Genomic DNA, 26,900 nt, shown 5'->3' on the forward strand with positions numbered 1-26,900 from the left:
CGACCCAGTGCGGGCGCGACTTTGCAGCGAAAGAGAGTGATCGAGATATGAAAGCAATGTTGACAGGCTTTGCCGCGCTGATCGTGATAGGCGTCGGGGCTTGGTACGGTCTGAGCCAAGCCGGGTTTTCGTCCCAGCAGGTTTACTCGGGCGCGAATGTTCGGTTGGACTAATCCCCGGCAGGCCGAGTAGACATAGGGGATGACCATCGCGGACGTATACGGAGGCACCATGTCGGGCGCGTCGATCCTTGTGATCGACGACGAACCGGGCATGCGCAATTTCCTGACCAAGATTCTGGGAACGCGGGTGAAACGCGTTGAACAGGCGGCCTCGGCCAAGGAAGCCAGCCAAAAGCTGGACGAGGCGCATTTTGATCTGGTCGTTCTGGACAATATCATGCCCGGCGGCACCGGCCTTGATTGGGTGACCGAACAGCGCCGCAAAGGGTTTTATGCCGACGCGATCCTGATCACAGCCTATGCCGATCTGGATACGGCGATCACCGCGTTGCGGGCCGGGGTCAGTGATTTTGTGCTGAAACCCTTTGGCGCGAACCAGATCCTTGGGGCGGTCAGCCGCGCCTTGGACCGCAAGTATCTGCGCCGTGACAACGCGCTTTTGCGGCGCGAGCTATACGCCGATACCGGGCGCGGCCAGTTGCTGGGCAAGTCCGAAGCCTTGGCCACCGTCCGAGCGATGATCGAAAAGCTGGCGGGCCTGACGACCCCGGTGCTGTTCACTGGCGAAAGCGGCACGGGCAAGGAACTGGCCGCGCGTCATTTGCACAGCCTGTCTGACCGGCGGGACAATCCTTTTGTCGCGGTGAACTGTGCGGCAATCGCCCCTGACCGGATCGCGACCGAGTTGTTCGGCGTGATGGAAAGTGATGAGCGGCTGAAACCGGGGCTGTTGCTGTTGGCCGACGGCGGGACGCTGTTTCTGGACGAAGTGGCGCAAATGCCGGACCAGCTTCAGGCGGCACTGCTGCGCGTACTGGAAGATCGCAAGGTTCGCCCGGTTGGGGCTGAACGGGAAATCCCGCTGAACCTGCGGTTCTTGTTTGCTACGAATGCCGATCTGCAAAAGGCCGTGGCCGAAGGCCGGTTCCGGGCTGATCTGTTTCACCGCATGAACGTCATGCAGATCAAGATGCCACCGCTGAAGGACCGGTCTGAAGATATCGTCGAACTGGCCGCAATGTTCATGACGCATTTTTCTGTCAGCATGGGCATGCCGCCTTTGCCGCTGGATGACAGCACCTTGCTAAAGCTGCGCCGCTACGATTGGCCGGGCAATGTGCGCGAATTGAAAAACCTGATCGAACGCTCGGTGATCCTTGGGGCATTCCCCGAAGAGTTTGCGGGCAACGGCGGGTTTTCAGGGGCCGAAGCGATTGAGAACCTAGATCTGGTCGTACAGCGCCACATCATGCACCTGCTGGATATGTGCGATGGAAACCGGGCCGAAGCCGCAAGGCGCCTAGGCGTGTCGCGCAAGACGATTGACCGGAAACTCGCCGCCTGGTCCATGTGAACGCCATGCAGAGGGGAACGCTTTTGACCTCTGTTCGGCTGCGGCTTCTGGTGCTGGCACTGGCACCGCTGATCGTGCTGATGCCCTTGCTTTTGCTGCTGGGCATGACCCGCTGGACGGCGGATTATGACAAGGTATTGATCGCCAACGTCGAAAGCGATCTGCGGATTGCTGAACAGTATCTGGCCCGGATCATGGCCGGCACCGGCGAAGAGCTGAAAGGCGTGTCGGAATCGCTGGAATTCGCGATTGAGCTTCAGAAACAGCCCGACAACCGGCGACCCTTCTTTGACCGTAAGAAGGCCGAGCTGGGCCTCGATTTTCTGTACTACCTGCCCATGAAAGATGTCGGCACTGCCGGGGATTGGCCGGTGATCGCTTCGGCGGTGAAAGGGCGCGGGGATACGCGGATCGACATTTTCGGGGCTGAGCAATTGGTTGCCCTTGCCCCCGGCCTGTCCACCCGCGCCCGGATTGAACTGATCGAGACCGAAGCCGCCGTGCCAACATCCCGCCGCGTCGAAGATCGTGGTATGGTCGTGCATTCGGCCAGCCCGGTGCATCTGGCGGGCAAAGAGGGCGTCTTGGTCGGTGGTATCCTACTGAATCGCAACCTTGATTTCATCGACAGCATCAACGCGCTTGTCTACCTGAACGCGGTCACGGGCGGCGACCGGCAGGGGACGGCGACCCTGTTTCTGGACGATGTGCGGGTCTCGACCAATGTGCGCCTGTTCGAAGATGTGCGCGCCTTGGGCACACGGGTGTCGGCGGCGGTGCGAGGGCAGGTGCTTGGTGCGGGGGAAACTTGGCTCAACCGCGCGTTTGTGGTGAACGAATGGTATATCTCAGGCTATCTGCCGATTACCGACAGTTTCGGGGATCGGGTTGGCATGCTTTATGTCGGGTTCCTTGAGGCCCCGTTTTCCACCGCCAAACGTCAGGCCTTTCTTTGGATGCTAGCGGCATTCTTCGCGGTTCTGCTGCTGTCCGCACCGGTGTTCTTCTGGATGGCCAAGGGTATTTTTGCGCCGCTGGAAAAGATGATCAACACCATGCGCCGCGTGGGGCAGGGGAACCTGTCGGCCCGGATTGGCCCGGTGGGCCAGCGCAATGAAATCGGGCAAGTGGCCGGGCATTTGGATGGTCTGCTTGATCAGGTGCAGGACCGGGACCAACGGCTGCGCGCTTGGGCGTCTGAGTTGAATGAACGGGTCGAGGAACGCACCTCGGAACTGCGCGAAGCGAACCAAAAGCTGGAAGAAACCTATCGCCAACTGGTCATGAGCGAAAAGCTCGCTTCGATCGGGGAAATCACCGCAGGCGTCGCGCATGAAATCAACAACCCGGTCGCAGTGATCCAAGGCAATCTGCATGTCCTGCATGAGGTTCTTGGCCCCGATGCCGCGCCGGTGGAAACCGAAATCCGCCTGATTGACCAGCAGGTCGCCCGCATCAAAGCCATCGTTGGCAAGCTGCTGAAATTCGCGCGGCCCGGCGAATTTACCGATGACGATGAATCGGTCTCCTTGCGCCCGGTGATCGAAGACTGCCTTGTTCTGGTCGATCACGTCCTGACCAAAGGTCAGATCAACGTGACCTGTGATCTGCAAGACGCGCCGCCCGTGCGGGTCATTCCCGGCGAAATGCAGCAAGTGGTGATTAACCTGATCGTCAACGCCGCCCAGGCGATGGACAACCGTGGGGATCTGGCGCTGAAGCTGCGGCCCGAGGTGCGCGACGGCGTCGATGGCGCGGCCCTGAGCGTGTGCGATTCCGGGCCGGGTGTGCCCGAGGACAAGATCGGATCGGTGTTTGATCCGTTCTTTACCACCAAGCTGGGCGAAGGCACGGGGCTTGGCCTGTCGATCTGCCAGACCATCGTTCAAAGGTCGGGCGGGATTATCTCGGCGCGCAATTGTCCTGAAGGCGGGGCCGAATTCACAGTTTGGCTGCCTGCGGTAGACCAGCCCCAATAAAAAACGCCCCGCGCAATGGCGGGGCGTCAGGGGAGCTAATGTCAGGCGATTAGTTCGCGCTGGCCAACTGCTTGGGCAGTTTGAAGGTCCAGACGGTGCCACCTTGGTTCAGGTAGTTCACCTTCTTGGCAACTTCGCCGCCCCAAAGCGGAACCGCGCCGCCCCAGCCGGACACAACGGTCACAAACTGTTCGCCGTCCAGTTCGTAGGTCACAGGCTGGCCAACGATGCCCGAGCCGGTCTGGAACGACCACAGCTTTTCACCGGTTTCGTCATCCAGAGCGATGAACTCGCCTTCGGGGGTGCCAAAGAACACCAGACCGCCAGCGGTGGTCATCACGCCGCCCCACAGCGGAGCGTCATTCTGATATTCCCACTTCACCGTGCCCGAATCCGGGTCGATGGCCTTGAGCGAACCGATGTGGCTTTCGAAGATCGGCTTGATGGTAAAGCCAGCACCCAGATAGGCCGCGCCCTTCTTGTAGGAAATCGGCTCGTTCCAGATGTCCATGCCCCATTCGTTCGACGGCACATAGAAGTTGCCGGTGCGCTGCGAGAAGGCCATCGGCATCCAGTTTTTGCCACCCAGGAAGGACGGAACAGCAAAGACCATTTCGCCTTTGTCCGCTTCCAGCGGGTTGCCCGGACGGTTGTCTTCGACAAAGATCGGACGACCGTTTTCGTCGATGCCTTCCGCCCACGAAATGTCCGAAACGAACGGCGTGGCGCTGACGAATTTGCCGTCTTCGCGGTTCAGAACATAGAAGAAGCCGTTGCGGTCAGCCGTTGCAAAACGTTTGTTGCCGTCGCGGTCGTTGTAGGCCACCACTTCGTTCACACCGTCAAAGTCCCAGCCTTCGCGCGGGGTGGTCTGGAAGTGCCACTTGATTTCGCCCGTTGCGGGGTCGATGCCAAGACGCGATGCGGCATACAGGTTGTCGCCCGTGTTGCCATCGGTCGGCGTGCCAGCGTCGCGCAGGTGCGAGTTCCAAGGCGCGGGGTTGCCGGTGCCGAAGACAAGCGTATTGGTGTCGGCGTCGTAGGAGCCGCCCAGCCAGGTTGCGCCGCCGCCAGTTTTCCACATATCGCCCGGCCAGGACGCGTTCAGCGTGCCGGTCATGGTGGATTCTTCGCCGTTCAGCGTGCCCATGTGACCTTCGATCACCGGACGGGTCCAAACCAGATCGCCGGTTTCGGCGTTGCGGGCCTGTACTTCGCCAACGATCCCAAATTCACCACCCGAGTTGCCGGTGATAACAAGGCCATCAACGATCAGCGGGGCCGCGGTGTAGGAGTAGCCTTCTTTGTAGTTGGCAATCTTCTTGTTCCACTTGACGTCGCCGGTCTTCAGATCCAGCGCAACGATACGTGCGTCCAGCGTGCCAAAATAGATGTTGTCGCCATAGATCGCGCCGCCACGGTTGATAACGTCGCAGCAGGGCAGAATGCCTTCGGGCAGACGCGCATCGTACTGCCACAGCTCTTTGCCGGATTTCAGGTCGATGGCGTAGAGGCGCGAATACGAACCGGTCACATACATGACGCCGTCATGCACCAGCGGCTGGGTTTCCTGACCGCGCTGCTTTTCGCCGCCAAAGCTGAAGGCCCATGCCGGAACCAGGTTCGACACGTTGTCCTTGTTCAGCGTATCCATCGACGAGAAGCGCTGTAGGTCACGGCCCATGCCGTTCGTCAGAATGTCACCATGCGTGCTTGCGTCGTTCAGCAGATCTTGTTCCGTGACGCCAGCGGAGACACCGCCCGCCAGTCCAACGGCCATAATCGCCGCGACTGCGGCGGACATAAACCTGTTCATGAGTTTTCCTCCCTAAAGAAGGCCCTTTGCGACCGTCATCTCGAAGGTCGCCGTTAAGCCGCAATCATGATCGGAAAGCACCGCTTTTTCTGAAATTGGCCATTGGTCGTAAACGGGTTCCCGCAACCCTGTCCTTTGGTCGTAAGGCACATGCGACCCCCCGTGCTTTGGTCGTATTTCACAGGCATTTGCCGCGTCGTTATCCTTCTCACAAGGGAGGATCATTCATGACCACGTTTTTCAAAGGGCTGGCTGTTGCTGCGGCGCTGCTGTCCACCGCCGCACAGGCCGAAGACCAACCGACGCTGAAGGCAGCGTTGCAGCTGTCCGGTACGGTTGCATGGGAAGTCGACACGATCAAACACAACGGCTTTGACACACAGGCGGGCTTTTCGCTCGATGTGATGGATGTCGCTGGCAGTTCTGCCGCGCGTGTGGCCTTGGCCGCCGGTGAGGTCGATATGATCGTCGCCGATTGGCTATGGGTTGCCAGCCAGCGCGCCGAGGGGCGGGATTACGTGTTTATCCCGTATTCCAAGGCGGTTGGCGGCATCTATGTGCCCAAGGAAAGCGCCGCGACATCGCTGTCGGATCTGGTCGGCGGCAAGATCGGCATCGCCGGTGGCCCGAATGAAAAAAGCTGGCTGATCTTCCGCGCCTATGCCCAGCAGCAGGCCGGTTTGGACATCGCCGCCGAAACCGAACAGGTGTTTGGCGCGCCGCCGCTGATTTTCAAATCTGCCCTATCGGGCGAGCTGACGGGCGCGATCAATTTCTGGCACTTCGGGGCCAAGATGGAAGCGGCTGGAATGCGCCTGCTGATGTCCACCTCCGAGGCCGCCGTTGCGCTTGGCCTAAACCCCGATACGCCGCTTCTGGGCTATGTGGTGCGCGGTGATGTGATCGAACAGCACCCCGAAATCGTCGCGGGCATGGTCTCGGCCAGCCGTGCCGCCAAAGATCTTCTGGCCAGCGATTCCGCTGCGTGGGACCGTCTGCGTGATAAGATGAACGCCAAGACCGACGCCCAGTTTGAGGCCCTGAAAACCGGTTGGATCGAAGGCATTCCAGCCGCAGGCCCGGTGGCCGAAGAAGACGCGGCCAAGATGCTGGCGCTGATGGCCTCGCTTGCGGGCGAAGACTTGGTTGGCAAGGCATCGACCTTGCCCGACGGCACCTTCTACGTGCCGGGATCGTAACCGCCCTTGGCCGGGACGAACCCCATTTTGAAACTCACGCTCTCGGCGGTGCACGCCGGGGGCGTTCCCCTTATTGGGCCGGTGTCACTGTCGGTGGCGCAAGGGGAAACCGTGGCGCTGACAGGCCCTTCGGGTGTGGGAAAATCGACCCTATTGCGGGTGATTCTGGGCCTTCATGCGGGGTTTGACGGCACTCTGGACGCGCCCCCGAACATGGCCGCCGTCTTTCAGGAACCGGTTTTGATGCCGTGGCGGTCGGCGCTTGAAAACCTCACACTGGCAACCCGGATCACACCGGAAGCCGCCCGCGACTGGCTAAATGCGGTCGGCCTTGGCGGGATGGAGGAGCATTTTCCCAAGCAGATGTCGCTGGGCCAGCAACGGCGTTTGTCACTGGCGCGCGGCTTTGCCACTTCACCGGATCTGCTGCTGATGGATGAGCCGTTTGTCTCGCTTGATCGGGATCTGGCGGACGAGATGATGAGCCTGTTCGAAACCCTGCGCCGCGATCATGCGACCACGACCATTCTGGTGACGCATGACCCGGCCGAGGCCGCGCGTTTGGCAACCCGGACGTTGCTGTTGAAAGGGCGCCCCGCGACATTGTCGGACGCGCCCTGATCGGTCATTTGGTCAACGTGGCCAAGTAGCTGACGATGAAATCCTGAACTGTCGGATCGGTGATGCCGACGTGGCGCATCTTGGTGCCCGGCACCAGCGCGTCGTTATCCTCCATCCAGGCGCGCAATGCGCCTTCGGTCCAGACAAAGCCGGCATCGGACAGCGCCTCCGAATAGGGGTAGCCATCGACCGTCCCAACCGCGCGGCCAAGCACCCCTTCTAGAATCGGGCCATAGCTGGCGCGGTCGGCATCGACGGAATGACAGCGATAGCATTCCTTGTGAAAGAAATCTTCGCCAGCCTGGGCTTTGATGGTGTCATATTCACCGGCAAAGCCAGCGCCCGCGACAAGAGTTGAAATCAGGGAAAGCGCGAATGCATGGGCTTTCATAGCTGCCTCCTTCGGCATTGTTGAATGCCCAGACAATGGCCCGCCGCGCGAATTAACTTGTTGATTTGGATCAAAAAAAGGCCCCGACATTGGTCGGAGCCTTCCTACGACTTTGGTCGCATCCTGCCCTAGAACATGTTCATGTAACGCCATTCATCGGCGTCCGGCGTGACCTCATCCAGATCGTATTCGGCGGCCTGCAATCGCTTGGCCACATCCAGCCCGTCGGTGGCTGCCTCATCCACCATCCGGCGCCCTGCTTCTAGGTCGCGGGCCACGCCCCAGCCGCGCATCAGGTCCAGCCCGCGATTGAACTTGCCCACCGGGTCGCCTGCCTCTGCGGCGCGGCGGTTCCATTCTGTTGCGGCCTCAAGGTCTTGCGGGCCGCCCAACCCGTTGTCATCCAGTTGGCTCATCCAGGTCATCGTGCCGGTCCAGCCCGCGTTTGAGCAGTTGGAGAACAGCTCTCGCGCCAATTCGTGGCGGCCGGATTTCGTGACCAGATAGCCTTGGGAACACAGCACCATCGAGGTTTCGCCGTTGCGGATTTTGTCCATCACGCCAGCCATCGACATTTCATGGGGGTTGAGCGTGCCGTTTTCGGTAATGTCGGTGTCCGGTCCCAGCTCCATCGCATCCCCAGCAAAAACGGGGGCTGCGAGCAGGGCAAATACTGCTCCGATGATTGAAATGCGCATGATGACTAATCCTCCTGTTGTGCAGGATGCCAGAGGCATGACACGTGACCAATTGGACGAAGGTGCCGGGGGATTTGCGACCAAAGTCGCATCAGGCTTTGCGCCCCACCAGTCGCTTGGCCGGATCATAGCCCCAAAGCGCGAACAGCATGAACGCGGCAAAGGCCCCGGCGGACACCAGCCACGCCATTGGGTTGGCTTGCAGGTATAGCGCGAAGCGGATGCTTTCGATCCCGTGGGTAAATGGGTTCGCGGCGCAGAGCAGATAGAGCAGCTCAGACGCTTCGGACATCTTCCAAAGCGGGTAAAGCGCGCTGGACAGGAAGAACATCGGGAAGATGACAAAATTCATCACCCCGGCGAAATTCTCAAGACTGCGGATGGTCGAAGACAGGGCAATGCCCAAAGCCCCCACCATCAGCGCCGTTAGCATCATCGCGGGCAGGGCGGCGATGTATCCAAGGATTGGGAAGGTCACACCATAAAGGGCCGCGATGACCAGAAAGGCATAGACTTGCAGCACAGAAATGACGCTGCCCGCAATCAGCTTGCACAGCAACAACCACCAACGCGGCAAAGGGGCGGACAACAGCAACCGCATGGTGCCCATTTCCTGATCCATCACCAAGGTCAGCGACGATTGCATCCCGCTGAACAGCAGAACCATGCCGCACAAGCCGGGGACGATGTACGTCTCATAGGTGATGTAGGTTTCATAGGGCGGGATGATCGACAGGCCCAAAGCCGCGCGAAACCCCGCCGCAAAGACAAATAGCCAGATCAGAGGCCGCACCAGCGCAGATATCAGCCGCGCCCGCTGGCCGAAGAATCGCAGCGCTTCGCGGGTGCAGATGGCTTGCAGGGCGGTCAGGTAATGGGTCATTCGGCGCGGTCCTGTCCGGTGATCGACAGGAAATGCGCGGTCAGGTCCGGGCCTGTCTGGCTGGAGGTGCTGACTTCGCGGATTTTGCCTTGGTGCAGGATGACCAGCTGATCGCCCGGCAGCACTTCATCCGTCAAATGCGTAGCCCATAGCACGGACAGACCGTCTTCGCGGGCGAGTGTGTGAACGTGGTCCACGATGCTTTGGCGGGATTGCGCATCAAGGCCCACGGTCGGCTCATCCAGCAGTAAAACCTTGGGCCCGTGCATCAAGGCACGGGCGATCTCTAGCCGCCTGCGGTGCCCACCGTTCAGCGCGCGAACCTTTTCGCCCCGTCGTTCAGCCATGCCCAACCGGTCAAGCGCGTCGTGGGCGGCCAGCCGCGCGGCTTTGCCGGTGATCCCGTGCAGACCGGCGAAGTAAAGCATGTTGCGCCAGACAGTCAGATCCAGATCCAAGGTCTGCTGTTGAAACACGACGCCCATTTGCCCAAGCGCCACCAAAGGGGCCTGATCCATTCGGTGACCCGCGACACTGATCCAGCCCGATCGCGGGGTGAACAGACGGGTGATCAGGCCAAACAGCGTCGATTTTCCCGCGCCATTGGGGCCGAGCAACGCACAGAACCGACCCGGTTCAATCGCAAAACTGACCTCATCCAGTGCCCGTTTCTGGCCCCAGTCATGCGAGATCTGTTCTACGATCAATCCGGTCATTCGATGGTGATTTCTAGCCTTTGCAGATCGCCGCGCGATTGCGGGACGCGCAATTCATATCTGCCCGGTTTGATCGCGACAAACCCGATCTCCATTGTGCCCGCCTCATCAAACTCGACACTATCAAGCCCGAGCGGGCGGATTTCCAAACCTTCAATTACGATCTCATCGATCCAGATGGCGCGGAAGAACCCCGATCCCTCAAGCGCCAGTTCTTGCGAGCCGTCGGCCTCAATCTCGATCTCGTAATAGGTGCCTGACTTCAGGCGCAGCGGCGCATCGGCCAACGGCTGACCGGCAGATAGCAGGATCGGGGGCAGATCTTCGGAATTGGTGGCCGACAGCAGACCGGCCATGCCGAATTTAGGTTCGTCATCGTCATCCGCGAAAGCGGGGGCGGCGCAAAGGCTGAGGGCGGCAATCAAGGGGATCAGGCGCATGGGGTCTCCTGTTATGGACGCATGGCCGCGCCCCATGGGAAACGACCGACTTTAATCGATTTGATGGCTTTGCGGCTGGCCACATCAATCACGGTGACATCGCCGCTGACGCCGTTTGTGGTGAACAATTGGCTGTGATCGGGGCTAAAGGCCATGTGCCAGACGCGGCGGCCTGTCAGGATATAATCCTGCACGGTCAGGCTATCGACATCGACAACGGCCACATGGTTCGATGGCCCAAGCGCGACAAAGGCGGTTTTCTGGTCCGGCGTCAGCTCAAAGCCCACGGGTTGGATCAAGTCGGGGTGCACGCCTTTGATCTCAAAGTGGATCTTTCCCTGTTCGACCTGATCGGCGGTCGAAAAGACCGAAATGGTCCCGCCGATTTCAGAACTGACCCACAGCTCAGTCCCGCCTTTGACAAACTCCGCATGGCGGGGGCGGGAATCGACCAGCGAATTGGCATAGATTTCATGCGTCTCGGTGTCGATCCAATGGGCCATATTGGTCGTTTCCGAGGTGGTGATGACCGTCTTGCCATCAGGGGACACGGCCATGCCTTCGGGCTCAATCCCGACATTGATCTGCGCCACCACGCGGCGGGTTTCAACATCGACAACCGTGGTGACAGCGTCGTCTTCGTTGGCGATCCACAGATGTCGGTCATCGGGGGCCAACACGAACTGTTCCGGGTCTTCGCCCGACGGCAGATCGTTCAGGATTTCGCCAGTGTTCGGGTCCATCACCTGCACCGCGTCGCTATCGCTGGCGCAGATATAGAGCCGCGAATAGTCAGCGTTGAAGGTGATCCCGCGCGGGCGTTCGCCGGTGGGAATGGTGCGAACAACCTCAAGCGTTTCGACGTCGATCACGCTCAGCGTGTCGTCCTTTTCGTTGCTGATCCAGATTTCACCGGCCAGGGTGGGGGCGGCCAGCAAGGTCAGGGCAAATGCGCCGATCAGTTTCATAGGTTACTCTCCGAATGCGGTGCAGGCGCTTTCGGGCTGATCCAGCCCAAGCGAATCCAAAGGGTTGCGGGCATGTTCAAAGCCATCCAGCGGGGCGGCAGCAACCTGCGCGCGGGCATTGACCACCGGGATGGGTTGGCGCAATTGGCCGTTCCACGCGCGATAACTCAGGGCGCGGCCTTGAAAGGCGGCCAGCTCAAACGCGTCTGACAGGATATAGCTGCGCAAGGCGTCGGGGGTGGTTTGCCCGGTTCGGGTCACGGCCTCGCCAATGCTGCGCATCGCGGCCCAAGCGGCGTAGTCGCGCGGCCACATACGGCGGGCGGATTGGTCTTCGAACCGCGATTGCAATTGCGCCGCCCCCCATTGTTCCACCACCGGAGACCACGCTAAAGCCTGCAATCCGGTACTACCGATCACCGGGCGGGGCTCCCATGTGTTGTGTTCGATGTAGCGGGCGAAGTCATCATGCGCGTCGGCCACCAGAATCACGTCATGTTTCTTGAACCCTTGGGTGAACAGCGGCACCTCGGTCGCGGCGGCACGGCGTAGGTCGGTGTCAAAGGTCCATGCCTTGTCGGAAACGATCTTTAGCCCGAACTTGCGGGCAGATGTCCTGTACGCCTGGGCCAGCGCGGCATCTTCGGGGGTCGGGCCTTCGATCAGGGCGATTTTGCCCCAGCGTTTGGCCAACATCACCTGCATCAGCGCGTCGGCCTCCATGGCCAATTCGGGGCGGGCATGCAGCAGATTGGCTCGGCAATCGCCATCGCGCAGACGGGCATCTTGGGCGGTGACATTGAACAACAGCGCGCCTTGTGCCTCGGGCAGATCTGCCACCTGCAACAACGCGCCTGCGGGCATATCGAGGATCACCACGCGCGACGCGGCAAGCATTGTTCGGGCGGCATCAACCACATCGCCATCGGGCGGCAGGCTGACAACGTCCATGGTATAAGAGTGACCCAGAAACTGCCCGGTCGTCGCATTGTCCGACCGGCCAAGCGCGGCCCCGGCGATTCCGCGATCTTCGGGAATGGGATCAAGGTTCGAAAGTACAGGGCGCGGCGGTTCCTCCAGCCGCAAATAGCCGACATTCAACACCAGCCCATCTGCATGGACTGTCTGCGCAATGGTGAACAGCAAACCAACAAGGCACGCAGCCAGGCGCAGTTGTATCATGAATGTCCTCCTTCGCTTCAGCCTAGCCAGTCCCGCGCCGGTGCGGAAATCCGACCAAGGTCTCATGAGGCGAGTGGCAATGGACCTTGGTCTAATTGCGACCAATGCAGTTGCAGCGATACACCTTTTCAAAATTGGGAGGACCTGATGAAACGCACCAATACCCTTATCGCCGCTGCTCTGGCCGCAACCGCCTTGTCGACTTCGGTTTTTGCCCATGGCGACGTGACCCCGCAGCCCGTAAACACCGACTCTCTGCCGGAAGTGGGCGAAGAGTGGCTGACCGAAAACCCCTATCGCGCGGAAGCCGCCGGTGAAGAGGTGTGGTTGAAAGCCATTGAGATCGGGTCGTCCGGTTACAACCAGAACTGCGCACGCTGCCATGGTCTGGGTGCTGTGTCGGGCGGTCTGGCCCCGGACTTGCGCTATCTTGAGGCCGAAGAATACGGCGATGAATGGTATGTTGAGCGTTTTCAGTTCGGCATGACCCAGAACGGCATCACCAAGATGCCCGCGTTTGGCGAATTGCTGGGCCAAAAGGCCGCTTGGGCGATCCGCACCTATATCGAAACCCGCCCCGATGATGGTGCCTTGGATGACCACATGGCCCGCCTGACGGAAATCCGCGATCACCTGCTGGCGGGTGATCTGGAAAACCCGGTCGCCGTCCAAGAAGAACTGGCCGCGATTGCCGCTGAGGTGGAAACCGGTTCTGGCGCGCCGATTGCGGATAGCGTGGCCTTCGAAGCGTCGCGCGCGCTGACCGAAGACAAAGGCACCTGGAAGCACGCCGCCGACCTGCTGACGGTTGGTCTGTCTGCTGCAAACTAACGCCATGCGCGGATTTGCTATCGCTGCCGCATGTGTCGCCGGTCTCGCTTTTGCGGGGCCGGCGTTCGCGCGTTGTGAGGACTATGTTCCGGGGCCAAAACCGCAGAACACCTTTGCGCAGGACGTGGGCCGGGAATTTGACCGCATTCTTGACGAAGGCTGGATCGAATTTGCGCTTTACGAAGAGTTCGCACCCTGGAGTTTTCTGGAAAACGGCAAACCAGCGGGGATCGACGTTGAAATCGGCAAGATCATCGCCGAGGACATCGGGGTTGAGCCGCGGTTCCGACTGGTTCAAGCCGATGAAACCCTAGAAGCCGACCTGCGCAACTACGTCTGGAAAGGCGCGACTGTCGGCGGGCGCGTGTCGGATGTGATGCTGCATGTGCCCTATGACAGTGAACTGACATGCCGGATCGAACAGGTGGTCTTTACCGGCCAATACGCCGCCGAGGCGCTGGCGATCGGGTTCCGGCTGGATGCCTATCCTGACGGGGACAAACCGACGCCGGCCTATTTCCGGTTCGATACTGTCGCGGTCGAGAATGACTCGATCTCTGATTTCTATCTGGCCTCGGTCGGGCGCGGATCGGTTGGGGATGCGATCCACCGGTTCCCGGATGGCGCGGCTGCTGTGGCCGCGATGGTCGCTGGCGAGACCATGGCCGTGATGGCCCCCCTTGCCGTGATCGAGGACGGGATCGGCGATGGCCATGACGTGCACCGCCCGCCCTATCCGGGGCTGGTGCGCAGCGGCTGGACCATTGGCGTTGCCGTCAATCAGCAGCACCGCGATTTGGGCTATGCCGTGGATTACGCGATTGAAAAGGCACTGGCAGATGGGCGCATTCAAGCGATCTTTGACCAGCACGGACTGACCTACCTGCCACCAGAGCGGTAGGTCACAGGGTGGTAAGGCTTCCTTCCTCATCCACAAGCACCACCCTTGAAAGGCCAAGTTCACGCTTGGCCTTTCGCGTTTGATCGGCATTGAGCAGGCAAAGCGCGGTTGACGCCGCATCGGCCAAGGCCGCGCTTGGCGCTTCGACCGTGACGGTGGCCCATTGCGGCGCGAACACGGGATGTAGGATATGACCTTCGCTGCCAATCTGCATCGCGCCGGGGCTTGAGGTGGCCATTGACGCATTCGTCAGGCTGAGATGGCCCAGATGCCCCGCCTCGGGGTCCGACAGGCCCAATCGATACGGGCCACCGATGGCCGAATGCTCGCCCATATTGACCAAGGCCTGCTGATAGCCCAGCCTGCGCAACAGCGCTGTGATCCGATCTGCGGCAAAGCCCTGCGCAATCCCGTTCAGCGTCAGCGCCTGACCTTGCCCAAGAGACACATGGCTGCCCGCGATCTGCACGCGGTCAAACCCGACCAAGTCCGCTGCGCCTGATGCATCCCCGCCCAAGGACGTTGCTGCCCACAGCGGCTGCACAGACGGGTCAAAAGCCCCGCCAGTGGCGCGATACACCTGCCGGGCTGTATTCAGAACCGTCACCATATCGGCGCTGACAATGGCCTCGCCCGCGCGATTCAGGCGCGACAGTTCAGACCCCGCGTCATAGATCGAAAACAGCGCCTCAATCCGGCGCATCTCGGCCACGACTTGGGCGATATGATCGGCAACCTCAGGCCCGCCGCTGCGCAGCGATATTGACACCTCGGCCCCAAAGGCGCGGCCCGTCCAAGTGGTCGGCATGGCCTGAGCAGCACCGGGCAGGGCGGTTGCGGCGGCAAAAAGGCTGAGGAAACGCCGACGTGTCAGGCTCATGCGCCACGCTCCTGTTTGCGGGCGGCTAGGATCAGCGGCACGCAGAGTTTCGGGTTGTCGTGGATGGTTACGCAGTCAAGGCACTGGAAACATTCACTATACTGGATCTCTCCGGTTTTGCGGATCGACCCGTAGCGGCATTTCACCTTGCACAGCTGGCATGGGCTTCCGCATTCAGCGCGGCGCTTGATCCAATCGCGCCCGCGCAGCAAGCCGCCAATCGCCATGACCGCGCCAAGCGGGCAAAGGTAGCGGCAGAACCCTTTGAACAACACCATTCCCAACAACAGCCAGAACGCAGCATAGGCGACATAGTACCATTCGCGTACGAACCAGACGGTGATCGCGGTTTTGAACGGCTCAATCTCGGCGGCTTTTTCGGCGTGGTCCGGGGCAAGGAAGGCGATGGCAATCAAACCGACCAAAGCGACGTATTTCAGCCATTTCAAGCGGCGGTCCCATTTCGGGCTTGGGTCAATCTGGGGCAGGCGCAGCAAGCGGCCAAGGTGATGGGTGAATTCCTGCATCGCCCCGAACGGACACAGCCAGCCACAAAACAGCCCGCGCCCCCAAAGCACAAAGCCGACAATCGATACGGCCCAGATGACCAGCGAAAACGGATCATAGAGCAGCACCGCGAATGACCCGTCACCAACGGCGGCGCGCAGGGTGGCCAGCACCGTCACAATCGACAACTGTCCTTGCCCCCACCAGCCGACAAAGCCAATGACACCGGCCAGAATGGTCAGCCGGATCGGGGTAAAGTGGCGCAGCCCGGCAAAGCGCGACATGGCAGGGCCAAGCAAAATCAGCAGCGTCGCCAGACCCAGCGCCAGAACGACCAGATCGGCCTTGCGGTTATAGGCCGCCTCAAGCCACGCAGGCAGGGGCTTGTGCACTTCGGGCCGCAGGTAGAACCGGTCGGGCGCGACATAGTCGATGGTGAAATGGGTGTCGCCCAGTTCGGGTTGGAACATGCCATGCGCCCTAACCGCCTGAAGGCGCAGGGTCCAATCGGTCAGCGGATCAAAGCCAAGCCGCCTGTCGGCCCTTAAGACCATCGCATTGACAGGCTCGGGCATGCCATCGGCCAGTTCGACCCAAAGGTCCGCATCGCGCAGCGCGACGGGGAAACCGCCCTGTTCGGCGGAAATGCGGTCCGGCTCGGTGTTGCGCACGAAATCTTCGGACACCAGACCATGCCGCCCCATGTCAAACACAAGGATCGGTTCGGCCTCGGGGCTGACGACCAAGAAACGCTGCAATTCGTCGTAGGTGCCGGGCGACAGCACCGCGCGGGCGATTGCGGACGGGCCAATATCAACCACCCACAGATCAAGGAACAGCCCGTCGGGATCGTCCCGCGCCTCGGGGTCATCATCGGCCCAGATCGTCCCGGCAAAGGCCTGATCAACCTCGGCATTGGTGACGCGCAGATTGCGGGCGATGCCCTGTTTGGTCAGATCGTCCCAAGTCAAAGCCTCGTTATAGGCAGGGTCGGGTTGGGCCGGGGCCGATTGGCCGATGCCTTGGATCTTATCGCGGGCCACGGTCAGGGCTGCGGCCAAAATGCTTTCATGCGCGATCCGCACCGAGGCCGTCGCCTTGGTCACTCCGTCCAGATAGACCAGATCCGACCCGCCGCCACCTTTGCCATAGGGCACCCCGACCACAAGGCTTTGCGTGATCGACAGACCGGGATACTGGGCCAGAAATTCGCGGAACGGTGTTTCACCCAAGCCGGACACGAACACGGGTTCGCGTTGCGACAACAACCGCACATCGATCAAGGTGCCATGTGCATCAAGCAGGATCAGCATATTGATCGGCGCACCGGAAAAGCCGGGCAGGGGGGCCAGCGGGCCGGTTTCAAACACATAGCCGATCTCGGCCCCGCCGGAATTGAGCAGCTGATAGACCCCATTGTTGCCCAACGCCTCGCCCAAGGCGTAGGGTGGCACGATCAGCGGCGCGATCTGGTCGCGCGGCAAGGGCGCAGGCGCCTCTGCCCGCGCGGTCCCCACCAAAAGGGCGCAGGTCAGGCAGGCAATCGCCACATATGAAAACAGGGTCCTCCACATGAGATGCACGCTATCCGGGCCAATGGCTTGGGCGAATACGACCAAAGTCCAGAGACCAGACAGACGCCCCGACAGATAGGGTTACAGGCAGGAGGCGCGATGCAAAAAGACTGGAAAATGGTGGTGGTGTCCTTGGCCGGACTGATTGGCCTTTGGGCTGTTTTGGCGTGGGTCAAAGCGGACCCCGATGTACTGCCATCCCCCCTAGCCGTGCTGGAGGTCTTGATCGTGCTGGCGCAATCCGGCGCGCTTTGGCCGGATCTGTTTGCAACGCTGTACCGGGTGGCCGTGTCTTTCGGCCTTGCGATGGTCATCGGGGCGGCGTTGGGCGTGGGGCTGGGCCTTGCGCCGGGGCTTGACCGGTTCTTTGGGTCGTGGGTGACCGTCTTTTTAAACCTGCCCGCGCTGGTGCTGATCGTGCTGTGTTATCTGTGGATCGGGTTGAATGAGGTCGCGGCCATCACTGCCGTCACGCTCAACAAAATGGCGCAAGTGACCGTAACCCTGCGCGACGGAACCCGCGCCCGTGACAAAGCGCTGGATGAAATGGCCCGCACCTTTGGCATGGGCCGGATTGCGCAGCTACGTCATATCCTGATGCCTCAGCTTGCCCCCTATTTCGCGATTGCCGGGCGCAATGGGCTGGCGATGATCTGGAAAATCGTGCTGGTGGTCGAATTTCTGGGCCGGTCGAGCGGCGTCGGCTTTCGCATTCACCTGTATTTCCAGAACTTCCAAACCGCGCATGTGCTGGCCTATTCGCTCAGCTTTGTGGCGGTGATGCTGTTGGTGGAAATTCTGATCATCCAACGCTGGGAGCGCGCGGCGCTGCGCTGGCGCGACGGCTAGGCCTTAGTCGCCGGGCATCAGGCTGCTGAAGTTGGCCTCTTGCGCAATCAGAACCGCCTGCGTGCGGCTTTGAACGCCCAACTTGCGCATGATCGCTGTGACATGCGCCTTGACCGTGGTTTCGGCAATCGACAGCTCATAGGCGATTTGCTTGTTCATCTGACCTTCGCAGATCAGTTGCAGAATGCGGGCCTGTTGCCGCGTTAGGTGCGACAGACGCACCAGCGCGTCTTCGCGGGGGCTAAGCGGGACATCCGCATCAAGCGAGGTCAGCGCGCTTTCGGGGGCATAGACCTTGCCTTCGGCGATCATGTCAAAGGCCTTACGAAAGGTGTCGCGGGTTGAATGTTTGGGCACGAACCCAGCCGCGCCAATGCGAATAGCGGATCGGATCACGCGCGGTTCGGCCACGGACGAAACAATCACAATCGGCGTATCGGCCATGAGCTTGGTCAGACGGATCAGCCCGTCCAGCCCGTTGACATCCGGTAGGTGCAGATCCAACAGGATCACATCAGGCACCGGGCCAGCCTCTAGCCGTTCCAGCGCATCGCCCAAGGTTCCGGCTGTTTCGACCGTTTCAAACCCAACGCCTGCCCGCAGCGTCATCGACAGAGCATCGCAAAACAATGGATGATCGTCGATGATAAGGGCCGAGCGTGTCGACGTCTGTTCGCGGTCTGTTGGTTTTTCGTGCATTGCAGGCCCGATCCCTCTGACGTTCGCGTTAGGATAGCAAAGGCGACAAATCGTCCATATTGCCGAAAGGTCTATACTGCGCTGTCTCTCGACAAAAGGAGGGCTATCAATCGACAGGCACAATTCGCAAAGGTCTACTTTGCTTCAATATGCAAACGCAGAGCCGACTGGATTCTGGTTTGCGAAACTGTGATCCAAGTGATTCCTTTTGGTCATTTGCGACATCGCCCTTGCCAGACCTGCAACCAAGAGCCCGCCCCAAACCCGCCGATCGGGATGGTGACTTGGGATTTTCAAACTAAACTGTTTGGTGCAGAATTGCCGCAGATGCACAGTCTTTGTGTCCTGATACTAGAACGGCAGACGGAAATTCCTATCTGACCCGTTAAACGCGAAGATGGTTTGCGACAGGCGCGTCTCAAGGCGCGGCCCGAACGACGAACAGTCGACGAATTGCCCAGGCCTGATCGAAAAAGGTATAAAAGAATGACAAAAAAATCTCTGTTGATCGGTGGGGCCATCGTGGCAGTGGTCGCCGTTGTCGGGTGGGTTGGCATGTCTGGCAAAGCGCCCGAGCCCGCACCGCAACCGACCGAAGCCGCGGCGCAATCTGCCCCGACCGTCACAGTCGAAACACCGGTCCGCAGCATGTGGGAACAGACCGTGCCCGCGACTGGCTGGATTAGCGCTTGGCAGGAATCGGTGATATCCGCCGAGGTCGCAGGCCAAACCATCACCGCGATCAATGCCGATGTCGGGGATATGGTCAAGAAGGGCGATCTGCTGGTCGAACTGTCACGCGAAACGATCCAGAACCAGATCAGCCAGCGGCGGGCCGCATTGGACGCGGCGCAGGCCCAGTTGGATCAGGCCTCGGCGGATGCGGACCGGGCGAGACGTCTTAACGATGCCAATTCTGTCGCCCTATCGCAGCAGCAAACCACCGAATACCTTGTGGCCGAACGCAAAGCTCAGGCCGAGGTCGCATCGGCACAAGCGCAGCTCGACTCGGCTGAGTTGGACCTAAAGCGGACCCATATCCACGCCTTGACCGATGGCCGGATCACCCAGCGCAGCGCCTTGCTTGGCGATGTTGTCACCCAAGGCGCGGAATTGTTCCGTCTGATCCGCGACAACCGGATTGAATGGCATGCCGAAGTGCCGCTAATGCAGGCGTTTGGTATTCGCGAAGGCACGCCCGTTACCATCCCGACGCCCATCGGCGAAGTCACCGGCAAAGTCCGTCGCGTATCACCCACGGCGTCAGACACCAATGGCCGGATCACGGTCTTTGTCGCGCTTGATCCGATTGAAAACGCGCCCGATCCGATGGTCGGGATCATGATCTCGGGCAGTTTCCACGTAGGTGCGTCCGAAGCACTGCATGTCCCCGCCTCAGCTGTCGTGTTGCAGGACGGCTTTTCCTATGTCTTCGTGCTGAACCCCGATGACCCCACACATGTTCTGCGCGAACGGGTCGAAACCGGGCGTCAGATTGACGACCGGATTGAGATCATCGGCGCGATTGATGACACAGCCCAGATCGTTCAGGCAGGTGGGTCGTTCCTGACCGAAGGTTCGGCTGTCACGGTGGTCTCGGGCCAAGGAGCGGCCGAATGAACTTTTCCGCATGGGCGATCCGCAACCCGGTTCCGCCAATCTTGGCCTTCATTCTGCTAACCCTCACGGGTCTGATGGCCTTCAATCGGCTGGATGTGCAGAACTTCCCCGATATGGACCTGCCCGCGATTTCTATTTCGGCCTCGCTGGAAGGGGCCGCCGCCGCGCAGTTGGAAACCGAGGTTGCCCGCAAGATCGAGGATCAGCTGACCGGCCTGAACAAGCTCGAGTCGGTGTCGAGCACGATCAGCGACGGGTCGGTGTCGATCACTGTCAGTTTCCAAGTGGGCAAGGATTCGCAGATCGCCTTGGATGAGGTGCAAAGCGCCGTCAACAAGGCGCAAGGCGATCTGCCTGCCGATATGTCCGCGCCGACCGTGACCAAATCCGAACTGAACGGCGCGCCGCTGGTGACCTATGTTCTAAGCTCTGACCGGCTGGACGAGGCCGAGCTTAGCTGGTTCATCGACAACGATTTCGAACGCGCCATGATGGAGGTCGAAGGCGTCGGGCAGGTAGGCCGTCTGGGCGGGATCGACCGGGAAATCCGGGTTGAGCTAAACGCCGACCTGATGGCCGGGCTTGGCCTATCGGTGGCGGATGTCAATTCGCGCCTGCAAGAGGTGCAGCGCGATACGTCTGGCGGGCGGGCCGAGATTGGCGCATCCGCTCAATCCATCCGCGTGCTTGCCGCCGCCGATAGCGTGGCCGAACTGCGCGCGACGCCGATCCCCTTGCCCACCGGCGATTGGGTGCGGCTGGACGAGTTGGGCACCGTAACCGACACCCATGCGAACCGGTCGTCCTTGGCCTATCTGAACGGCGAACCAGTTGTCGCCGCCCAGATCAAACGACTGCGCGGCTATTCGGATCTGGCGGTGACGGATGGCTTGCGCGATGCGGTCAAAGACTTCGCAGCGACCCACCCCTATGTGACTGTCGAAGAGGCTTATAACACCGTCCTGCCCACCGAGGAAAACTACCACGCTTCGATGGATATGCTCTATGAGGGCGCGGTGATTGCCGTTTTCGTGGTGTTCCTGTTCTTGATGGATTGGCGCGCGACGCTTCTGGCCGCTGTGGCCCTGCCGCTATCGGTGATCCCGACCTTCCTTGTGATGGATTTCCTTGGCTATTCGCTGAACACCGTCACGCTGCTGGCGCTGTCGCTGGTGGTCGGCATTCTGGTCGATGACGCGATTGTTGAGGTCGAAAACATCGAACGGCATATGCATATGGGCAAATCCGCCTATCAAGCCTCAATGGAGGCGGCGGATGAAATCGGTCTGGCGGTGATCGCCACGACCTTCACCCTGATCGCGGTGTTCCTGCCTACGGCCTTTATGGACGGGATCGTTGGCATCATCTTCAAACAGTTCGGCATTACGGCCTCTGTCGCGGTGTTCTGTTCGCTGCTGGTTGCGCGGTTCATCACACCGATGATGGCGGCCTATATGATGAAGACCAAGGCCCAGACCGAAAAGCCGGATGGCTGGATCATGCGCACCTACCTGTCGACAATCCGGGGCGCGTTGCGCAACCGCTGGATCCCGGTGGCGGGCGTGATCGGGTTCTTTGGATTGACGGTCATGCTACTGGGGCAGTTGTCCACCGGGTTCTTTCCGGCAGGCGATGACAGCCAGACCCAAGTCAGCGTCACCACGGCCCCCGGGTCGACCATCGAAGCCACGGATGCCGTTGCCCGCCAGGCCGCCGCGGCAATTGCGGGCGTTCCCCATGTGACCGGCGTGTTTCAGGCCACAGGCGCGGCCTCAACCGGCGGCGGGCCGGGCGGCGGTGGCGGCGGCACAGATTCCGTCACCACGGCGACCTTGGTCGTGAACCTGACCAACATCGACGACCGCGATATCAGCCAGACCGAGATTGAGGGCAACATCCGTCAGGCTGTCTCAGCCGTACCCGGCGCCCGGATCGAAGTCGGCGGCGGTGGCAATGGCACCCGTCTGCAAATCACCTTGGCAGGCGACAATTCGGACTTGCTGGAACAGGCGGCCAGTGCGCTTGAGGCTGACATCCGCGCCAATATCGCCGGGATCGGCAACGTGACATCCTCGGCGGCGCTGCAATCGCCTGAGGTGGTGATCATCCCCGATCTGGCCCGCGCTGCATCGTTCGGTGTCACCAGTCAGGCCCTGGCGAATGCCATTCGCGTGGCCACTTCGGGCGCCTATGACGGGGCTTTGTCGCAGCTGAACCTGCCAGAACGGCAGGTGCCAATCCGCGTGGTGATGGAGGACAGCGCCCGCAAATCCATTGACCAGATCAAGCTGATCCCCGTTGCGGGCCGGTCCGGCACGGTGACCCTTGGCGCTATTGCCGATGTCACACTTGGATCGTCGCCAGCCCAGATCAAACGCTTGGACCGGTCGCGCAACGTGTCCGTGACGGTCGAACTGAACGGGCGCAACCTGTCGGATGTAAACCGCGAGGTGGTGCAGCTTGAGTCCTACCAGAACCTGCCTGCCAATGTGCATCTGGTCGAACAGGGCGATCTGAAACGACAGTCCGAGCTGTTCGCCAGCTTCGCCACGGCGATGGCGATTGGCATTTTCTGCGTCTACGCCGTGCTGGTCTTGCTGTTCCACGACTTCCTGCAACCACTGACCATTCTGATGGCGCTGCCCTTGGCCTTGGGGGGCGCATTGTTCCCGCTGGTCATCACCGGCACCAGCTTTTCGATGCCTGCGGTGATCGGGTTGCTGTTGCTGATGGGGATCGTGTCCAAAAACTCGATCCTGCTGGTGGATTATGCCGTTGAGGCGCGGGCGAAGGGCAAAAGCCGCTTTGATGCGCTGGTCGATGCCTGCCACAAACGAGCCCGCCCGATCATCATGACAACCATCGCGATGTCGGCCGGCATGGCCCCGGCGGCGTTTAGTCTGGTGCAGGGGGATTCCTCGTTCCGGCAGCCGATGGGGACGGTGGTGATTGGCGGTCTGATGACCTCGACCTTCCTCAGCCTGCTGGTGATCCCGGTGATCTACACCTTTGTGGATGATCTGCTGCGCGGTCTGAAACGGTTGGTCGGTGTCAAAACCAAAGCCTAACCCACGCCCCGCCCGGATCTATTCTGGGCGGGGTTCGTCCCGATCCTCACCAATCGCCTTACGGGCCAGTTTGAAAAAGATCGCTTGCTCCTCGGGGGTCAGGCGGCCCACGATCTCGGCCTGAAGCCCAGCCACAATCGGCAGCATCCGTTGAAACAGCGCCTCGCCTTCGGGCGTCAGGGCCACTTCGCGAGCGCGGCGGTCGCGTTTGCTGACTTGGCGTGCTACAAGCCCCTTTTGCACCAGCCGGTCAATCACCCCGCCGATGGTCGCGCGGTCATAGCCAATCAGCCCCGCCACCCCGGCCTGATCGATACCGGGGTTTTCCAAAATCGCATCCATGGCGGCAAATTGCACCGAGGTCAGATCAAGCCCCGCCTCCTGCATGTGGCGGAAGAACACCTGCGTCGACAGTTGGTTGAGCCGTCGAATCATGTGGCCAACCATGCCATGAGCCTTCATCACGCGCCCTTTCTGGTGAATATCGCGCAATACCAATAAGTTCCGCATGATGATTTGTACACATATTTATTTCTTGACGAAAATTAGTATGTACAGATATTAATTTCACATCGGCGCGGAGGCGCACCTCAGGAGGACACCCGATGCAATTTTATGTTGATGGCTTTCGCGGCGGCGACCCGGACCAAAAAGACGCGGCCCCGACGCGACGCGATTACAGTGCCCATGCGCCCTTGCCCGAAAAGGTTGATGTGCTGATCGCGGGCAGTGGCCCGGCTGGGCTGTGCCTTGCCGCGCAACTGGCCCAGTTTCCCGAAATCTCGACCATGATCGTGGAACGTGATCCGCGCAACATCGAGAAGGGCAAAGCCGACGGCATCAACACCCGCACGATGGAGATGTTCCAAGCCTTCGGATTTGCCGAGGCCGCGAAGCGTGAAACCTATTGGGTGAACCAGACCAATTTCTGGATGCCCGACCCCGCCAACCCCAAGCACATCAAACGTGTGGGCCGCGTGCAGGACGTGGCAGACGATAGTTCGGAAATGCCGCATGTGCTGATCAATCAGGCGCGGTTGCACCAGCTGTTCCTTGATGTGATGAAGAACGCCCCAACCCGGCTTGAACCGGATTATAGCTGGCAGGTGGTGGACCTGACGATTGACACCGACACCGACGATCACCCCGTGACCGTGACGCTGGAAGACACCGGCGTGAACTGGGGCATGCGCAAGACCGTGCGCTGTAACTATGTGGTTGGCTGCGACGGGGCGCGCTCGAACGTGCGCACGGCAATTGGCGGCGAATTGCAGGGCGACGCGGCGCATCAGGCCTGGGGCGTGATGGACATCCTGGCCAACACCGATTTCCCCGATGTGCGCCAGAAATGCTTGATCGCCTCCAAGACCGAAGGCAACGTGCTGATCCTGCCGCGCGAAGGTGGCTATCTGTTCCGCATGTATGTCGAGCTGGACAAGCTGAATGAGAACGAGCGCGTGGCCCAACGGAACCTGACGCAGGACCACATGATCGCCGCCGCCAACCGCATAATGGCGCCCTATACAATCGACGTGAAAGAGGTGGTCTGGTGGTCGATCTATGAAATCGGGCACCGCATGACCAACCGCTTTGATGACGTACCGCCGGAAGAGGCCGCAACCCGCACGCCGCGCGTGTTCACGGCGGGCGATGCGTGTCACACCCATAGCCCGAAGGCAGGGCAGGGGATGAACGTTTCGATGCAGGACACGTTCAACCTTGGTTGGAAGCTGATCCATGTGCTGACCGGCCGCGCCGAACCCAGCCTGCTGCATACCTATTCGTCCGAACGTTGGGCCGAGGCCAAGCGCCTTGTGGACACCGATCACCAATGGGCGCGTGTGATGTCGGCCCCTCCGGGGGAATCCGAATTGGACGGCGCAGGGATGCCGCGCATCCAGAAGCACTTTATCGAGAACCTCGAATTCACTGGTGGTCTGGCGGTCAAATATGAAACCTCGAACCTGACCTCGGGCGCGGCGCATCAGGCGCTGGCAACGGGCCAAGAGATTGGCCGCCGCTTCCATTCCGCCCCCGTGGTGCGTGTGTCCGATGCCATGCAGATGCAGCTTGGCCATGTAGCGCAGGCCGATGCGCGATGGCGGCTCTACGCCTTTGCCGGTGCAGGGGATGTGGGCCAGAACGGCAGCGCGATGCGGGCGCTGTGCGATTGGCTGGAAACCGATCCGAAATCGCCGGTGGTCAAATACACTTGCGCGGGCGAAGACATTGACGCGGTTCTCGATGTCCGCGCCGTGTTCCAGCCAACCTTTGACCAGCTTGATTACGGCGCGATGCCATCGCTGCTGAAGCCGCTGAAGGGCAAGCTTGGCCTGCAAGATCATGAAAAGGTGTTCTGCACCGACCATAAGGGCGTGGGCGATATCTATGACATGCGGGGGATTGATCGCGCGCAGGGCTGCATGATCCTTGTGCGCCCCGATCAGTATATCGCGCATATCCTGCCGCTGGATGGCACCGCCGATCTGGCCGAGTTCTTTGACGCCATTCTGATCCCCGCATCGGGTAACTGACCCAGCGGCCAAAGCACTCGAAACCGCCCCGCGACAATCGGGGCGGTTTTTCATTTGATGATTTCTTTCATTGACAGCAGCAAAATGGTTCACAAAAGTAACCATTATCGCCCGCATGGTGCTGCGAAAGGATCGTCAATGCCCCACGACTCGCAATTTCAGGTGCCCGAGACCGAGGATTTTGACTCGCCACACGCCTTGTTCGCGCATCTGCGCAGCCATAGCCCCGTCGCATGGTCCAATGATCTGGGCGGGTTCTGGGCCGTGACGCGCCATGCCGATGCCAAGGCCGTGCTGGAGGATTGGAAAACCTTCACCACCACGGTTCAGAACGTGGTGCCGCCCGTGGCCACCACGCAAAGACGCCCGCCGCTGCACCTCGATCCGCCGGACAATATCCCCTATCGCAACGCCATTCTGCGCTTTCTGACGCCGGACCGCATGCGCGCGTGGGAGCCGAAGATCGAAACCATGGTTGCCCGGTTTCTTGATCCGTGGATCGCGCAGGGCGGCGGCGATATCTGCGCGGGGTTCTCATTCTTGCTGCCGATTGCCCTGCTGGCGGAGTTCTTCAACCTGCCGCCCGACAACGCCGAACGCATTCGCGTGGTCGGTGCCGAATTCAACATGGCCCTGCAACGGCAAGACTTTGAAACGCTGCGCAAAAAGTCCGATGCGCTGTATCAGATTGCCGCCGAGCTGATCGAGGATCGCAAGGCCAATCCGCTTGATCCCGACACCGACCCAACCGCCAGCCTTTTGGCCATTCGGGTCGAAGGTGACGCGCTGGCCGATGACTTGGTTCTGGGGGCGCTGCGTCAGTTCTTATTGGTGGGGATCATCGCACCAACAACCTTTATCGGATCGATGGCTGTGCATCTGGGGCGGCACCCGGAACACCATGCGCTGCTGACGGCAGACCCAAGCCTGATCATCGACGCGACCGAAGAATTGCTGCGCCTCTATACGCCCTATCGCGGCTTTGCCCGCACAGCGCGGGTGGATACA

At 60.5% G+C, this 26,900-nt stretch carries 24 protein-coding genes; 12 read left to right on the forward strand and 12 right to left on the reverse strand.

What is annotated here, in order from left to right:
• The first annotated feature begins 47 nt into the window (after positions 1 to 47).
• Genes PRI8871_RS20155 through PRI8871_RS17390 form a run of 3 tightly spaced genes read left to right on the forward strand, consistent with a single transcriptional unit; the run spans position 48 to position 3,515 of the window.
• A complete protein-coding gene (locus PRI8871_RS20155) occupies positions 48 to 173 on the forward strand; it encodes a hypothetical protein (RefSeq protein WP_281258645.1) in 126 nt (41 codons plus the stop codon).
• A 28-nt stretch (positions 174 to 201) separates the two neighbouring features.
• Entirely contained in the window at positions 202 to 1,536 is a 1,335-nt protein-coding gene (locus PRI8871_RS17385) for a sigma-54-dependent transcriptional regulator (RefSeq protein WP_108887464.1), read from the forward strand.
• A gap of 23 nt (positions 1,537 to 1,559) precedes the next feature.
• A complete protein-coding gene (locus tag PRI8871_RS17390) occupies positions 1,560 to 3,515 on the forward strand; it encodes a sensor histidine kinase (RefSeq protein ID WP_108887465.1) in 1,956 nt (651 codons plus the stop codon).
• A gap of 49 nt (positions 3,516 to 3,564) precedes the next feature.
• Here PRI8871_RS17390 and PRI8871_RS17395 read toward each other — a convergent pair whose 3' ends face one another.
• The gene (locus PRI8871_RS17395; RefSeq protein WP_108887466.1) at positions 3,565 to 5,331 is read right to left on the reverse strand and encodes a PQQ-dependent methanol/ethanol family dehydrogenase; all 1,767 of its coding nucleotides are present in this window, start codon (positions 5,329 to 5,331) and stop codon (positions 3,565 to 3,567) included.
• 227 nt (positions 5,332 to 5,558) lie between these two features.
• Between PRI8871_RS17395 and PRI8871_RS17400 the strand changes: the two genes are divergently transcribed.
• Both PRI8871_RS17400 and PRI8871_RS17405 read left to right on the forward strand, forming a co-directional pair.
• Positions 5,559 to 6,530: an ABC transporter substrate-binding protein gene (locus tag PRI8871_RS17400; RefSeq protein ID WP_108887467.1), complete on the forward strand. Its 972-nt coding sequence runs from the start codon at positions 5,559 to 5,561 to the stop codon at positions 6,528 to 6,530.
• A gap of 27 nt (positions 6,531 to 6,557) precedes the next feature.
• Entirely contained in the window at positions 6,558 to 7,151 is a 594-nt protein-coding gene (locus PRI8871_RS17405; protein WP_306418461.1) for an ABC transporter ATP-binding protein, read from the forward strand.
• 4 nt (positions 7,152 to 7,155) lie between these two features.
• Here the strand turns inward: PRI8871_RS17405 and PRI8871_RS17410 are convergent, their stop codons facing one another.
• From PRI8871_RS17410 to PRI8871_RS17440, 7 genes are all read right to left on the reverse strand, one after another.
• Positions 7,156 to 7,542 (reverse strand): c-type cytochrome, encoded by a 387-nt coding sequence (locus PRI8871_RS17410; RefSeq protein ID WP_108887469.1) that lies wholly within the window; start codon positions 7,540 to 7,542, stop codon positions 7,156 to 7,158.
• Between the two features lie 128 nt (positions 7,543 to 7,670).
• Positions 7,671 to 8,240, reverse strand: a complete 570-nt coding sequence (locus tag PRI8871_RS17415) for a tetratricopeptide repeat protein (protein ID WP_108887470.1) — start codon at positions 8,238 to 8,240, stop codon at positions 7,671 to 7,673.
• 91 nt (positions 8,241 to 8,331) lie between these two features.
• Entirely contained in the window at positions 8,332 to 9,123 is a 792-nt protein-coding gene (locus PRI8871_RS17420; protein WP_108887471.1) for a lanthanide ABC transporter permease protein PedC, read from the reverse strand.
• The gene (locus tag PRI8871_RS17425) at positions 9,120 to 9,839 is read right to left on the reverse strand and encodes a lanthanide ABC transporter ATP-binding protein PedB/LutE (RefSeq protein WP_108887472.1); all 720 of its coding nucleotides are present in this window, start codon (positions 9,837 to 9,839) and stop codon (positions 9,120 to 9,122) included. The genes PRI8871_RS17420 and PRI8871_RS17425 overlap by 4 nt, the downstream gene beginning before the upstream one ends.
• Positions 9,836 to 10,279: a cupredoxin domain-containing protein gene (locus PRI8871_RS17430; protein WP_108887473.1), complete on the reverse strand. Its 444-nt coding sequence runs from the start codon at positions 10,277 to 10,279 to the stop codon at positions 9,836 to 9,838. The genes PRI8871_RS17425 and PRI8871_RS17430 overlap by 4 nt, the downstream gene beginning before the upstream one ends.
• An 11-nt stretch (positions 10,280 to 10,290) precedes the next feature.
• Positions 10,291 to 11,247 carry a YVTN family beta-propeller repeat protein gene (locus PRI8871_RS17435; protein ID WP_108887474.1) on the reverse strand — a complete coding sequence of 319 codons (957 nt, stop codon included), beginning with the start codon at positions 11,245 to 11,247 and terminating at the stop codon, positions 10,291 to 10,293.
• A 3-nt stretch (positions 11,248 to 11,250) separates the two neighbouring features.
• Positions 11,251 to 12,429, reverse strand: a complete 1,179-nt coding sequence (locus tag PRI8871_RS17440; protein ID WP_108887475.1) for a lanthanide ABC transporter ABC transporter substrate-binding protein PedA1 — start codon at positions 12,427 to 12,429, stop codon at positions 11,251 to 11,253.
• A gap of 147 nt (positions 12,430 to 12,576) precedes the next feature.
• Here PRI8871_RS17440 and pedF point away from each other — a divergent pair, with 147 nt between their 5' ends.
• Together pedF and PRI8871_RS17450 are read left to right on the forward strand one after the other, a co-directional pair.
• Positions 12,577 to 13,260: a cytochrome c-550 PedF gene (gene pedF, locus PRI8871_RS17445; protein WP_108887476.1), complete on the forward strand. Its 684-nt coding sequence runs from the start codon at positions 12,577 to 12,579 to the stop codon at positions 13,258 to 13,260.
• A 4-nt stretch (positions 13,261 to 13,264) separates the two neighbouring features.
• Positions 13,265 to 14,161, forward strand: coding sequence for a substrate-binding periplasmic protein (locus tag PRI8871_RS17450; RefSeq protein WP_108887477.1), 897 nt, complete (start codon positions 13,265 to 13,267; stop codon positions 14,159 to 14,161).
• 1 nt (position 14,162) lies between these two features.
• Here PRI8871_RS17450 and PRI8871_RS17455 read toward each other — a convergent pair whose 3' ends face one another.
• Together PRI8871_RS17455 and PRI8871_RS17460 are read right to left on the reverse strand one after the other, a co-directional pair.
• Positions 14,163 to 15,041: an FAD:protein FMN transferase gene (locus PRI8871_RS17455; RefSeq protein ID WP_108887478.1), complete on the reverse strand. Its 879-nt coding sequence runs from the start codon at positions 15,039 to 15,041 to the stop codon at positions 14,163 to 14,165.
• Complete coding sequence (locus PRI8871_RS17460) at positions 15,038 to 17,122, reverse strand: 4Fe-4S binding protein (RefSeq protein ID WP_108887479.1); 2,085 nt, start codon at positions 17,120 to 17,122, stop codon at positions 15,038 to 15,040. Before PRI8871_RS17460 ends, PRI8871_RS17455 begins: the two co-directional genes overlap by 4 nt.
• A gap of 99 nt (positions 17,123 to 17,221) precedes the next feature.
• On the opposite strand from PRI8871_RS17460, the gene PRI8871_RS17465 reads away from it, so the two are divergent.
• On the forward strand, positions 17,222 to 17,971 hold the full coding sequence (locus PRI8871_RS17465; RefSeq protein WP_108887480.1) for an ABC transporter permease: 750 nt from the start codon (positions 17,222 to 17,224) through the stop codon (positions 17,969 to 17,971).
• Between the two features lie 3 nt (positions 17,972 to 17,974).
• On the opposite strand, the gene PRI8871_RS17470 is transcribed toward PRI8871_RS17465, so the two are convergent.
• Positions 17,975 to 18,670 carry a LuxR C-terminal-related transcriptional regulator gene (locus PRI8871_RS17470; RefSeq protein ID WP_108887481.1) on the reverse strand — a complete coding sequence of 232 codons (696 nt, stop codon included), beginning with the start codon at positions 18,668 to 18,670 and terminating at the stop codon, positions 17,975 to 17,977.
• A 486-nt stretch (positions 18,671 to 19,156) separates the two neighbouring features.
• On the opposite strand from PRI8871_RS17470, the gene PRI8871_RS17475 reads away from it, so the two are divergent.
• Positions 19,157 to 20,290: an efflux RND transporter periplasmic adaptor subunit gene (locus tag PRI8871_RS17475; protein WP_108887482.1), complete on the forward strand. Its 1,134-nt coding sequence runs from the start codon at positions 19,157 to 19,159 to the stop codon at positions 20,288 to 20,290.
• Positions 20,287 to 23,358: an efflux RND transporter permease subunit gene (locus PRI8871_RS17480; protein WP_108887483.1), complete on the forward strand. Its 3,072-nt coding sequence runs from the start codon at positions 20,287 to 20,289 to the stop codon at positions 23,356 to 23,358. Before PRI8871_RS17475 ends, PRI8871_RS17480 begins: the two co-directional genes overlap by 4 nt.
• 18 nt (positions 23,359 to 23,376) lie before the next feature.
• Here PRI8871_RS17480 and PRI8871_RS17485 read toward each other — a convergent pair whose 3' ends face one another.
• Positions 23,377 to 23,793, reverse strand: coding sequence for a MarR family winged helix-turn-helix transcriptional regulator (locus tag PRI8871_RS17485; protein WP_370742168.1), 417 nt, complete (start codon positions 23,791 to 23,793; stop codon positions 23,377 to 23,379).
• Positions 23,794 to 23,963: 170 nt separating this feature from the next.
• Here PRI8871_RS17485 and PRI8871_RS17490 point away from each other — a divergent pair, with 170 nt between their 5' ends.
• Both PRI8871_RS17490 and PRI8871_RS17495 read left to right on the forward strand, forming a co-directional pair.
• Positions 23,964 to 25,892 (forward strand): FAD-dependent monooxygenase, encoded by a 1,929-nt coding sequence (locus PRI8871_RS17490; RefSeq protein ID WP_108887485.1) that lies wholly within the window; start codon positions 23,964 to 23,966, stop codon positions 25,890 to 25,892.
• Positions 25,893 to 26,030: 138 nt separating this feature from the next.
• Positions 26,031 to 26,900 (forward strand): cytochrome P450 family protein (locus tag PRI8871_RS17495; protein ID WP_108887486.1); only part of this gene is annotated, 870 nt, incomplete at its 3' end.

Source organism: Pseudoprimorskyibacter insulae (assembly GCF_900302505.1).
GTDB classification, from domain to species: Bacteria; Pseudomonadota; Alphaproteobacteria; order Rhodobacterales; family Rhodobacteraceae; genus Pseudoprimorskyibacter; species Pseudoprimorskyibacter insulae.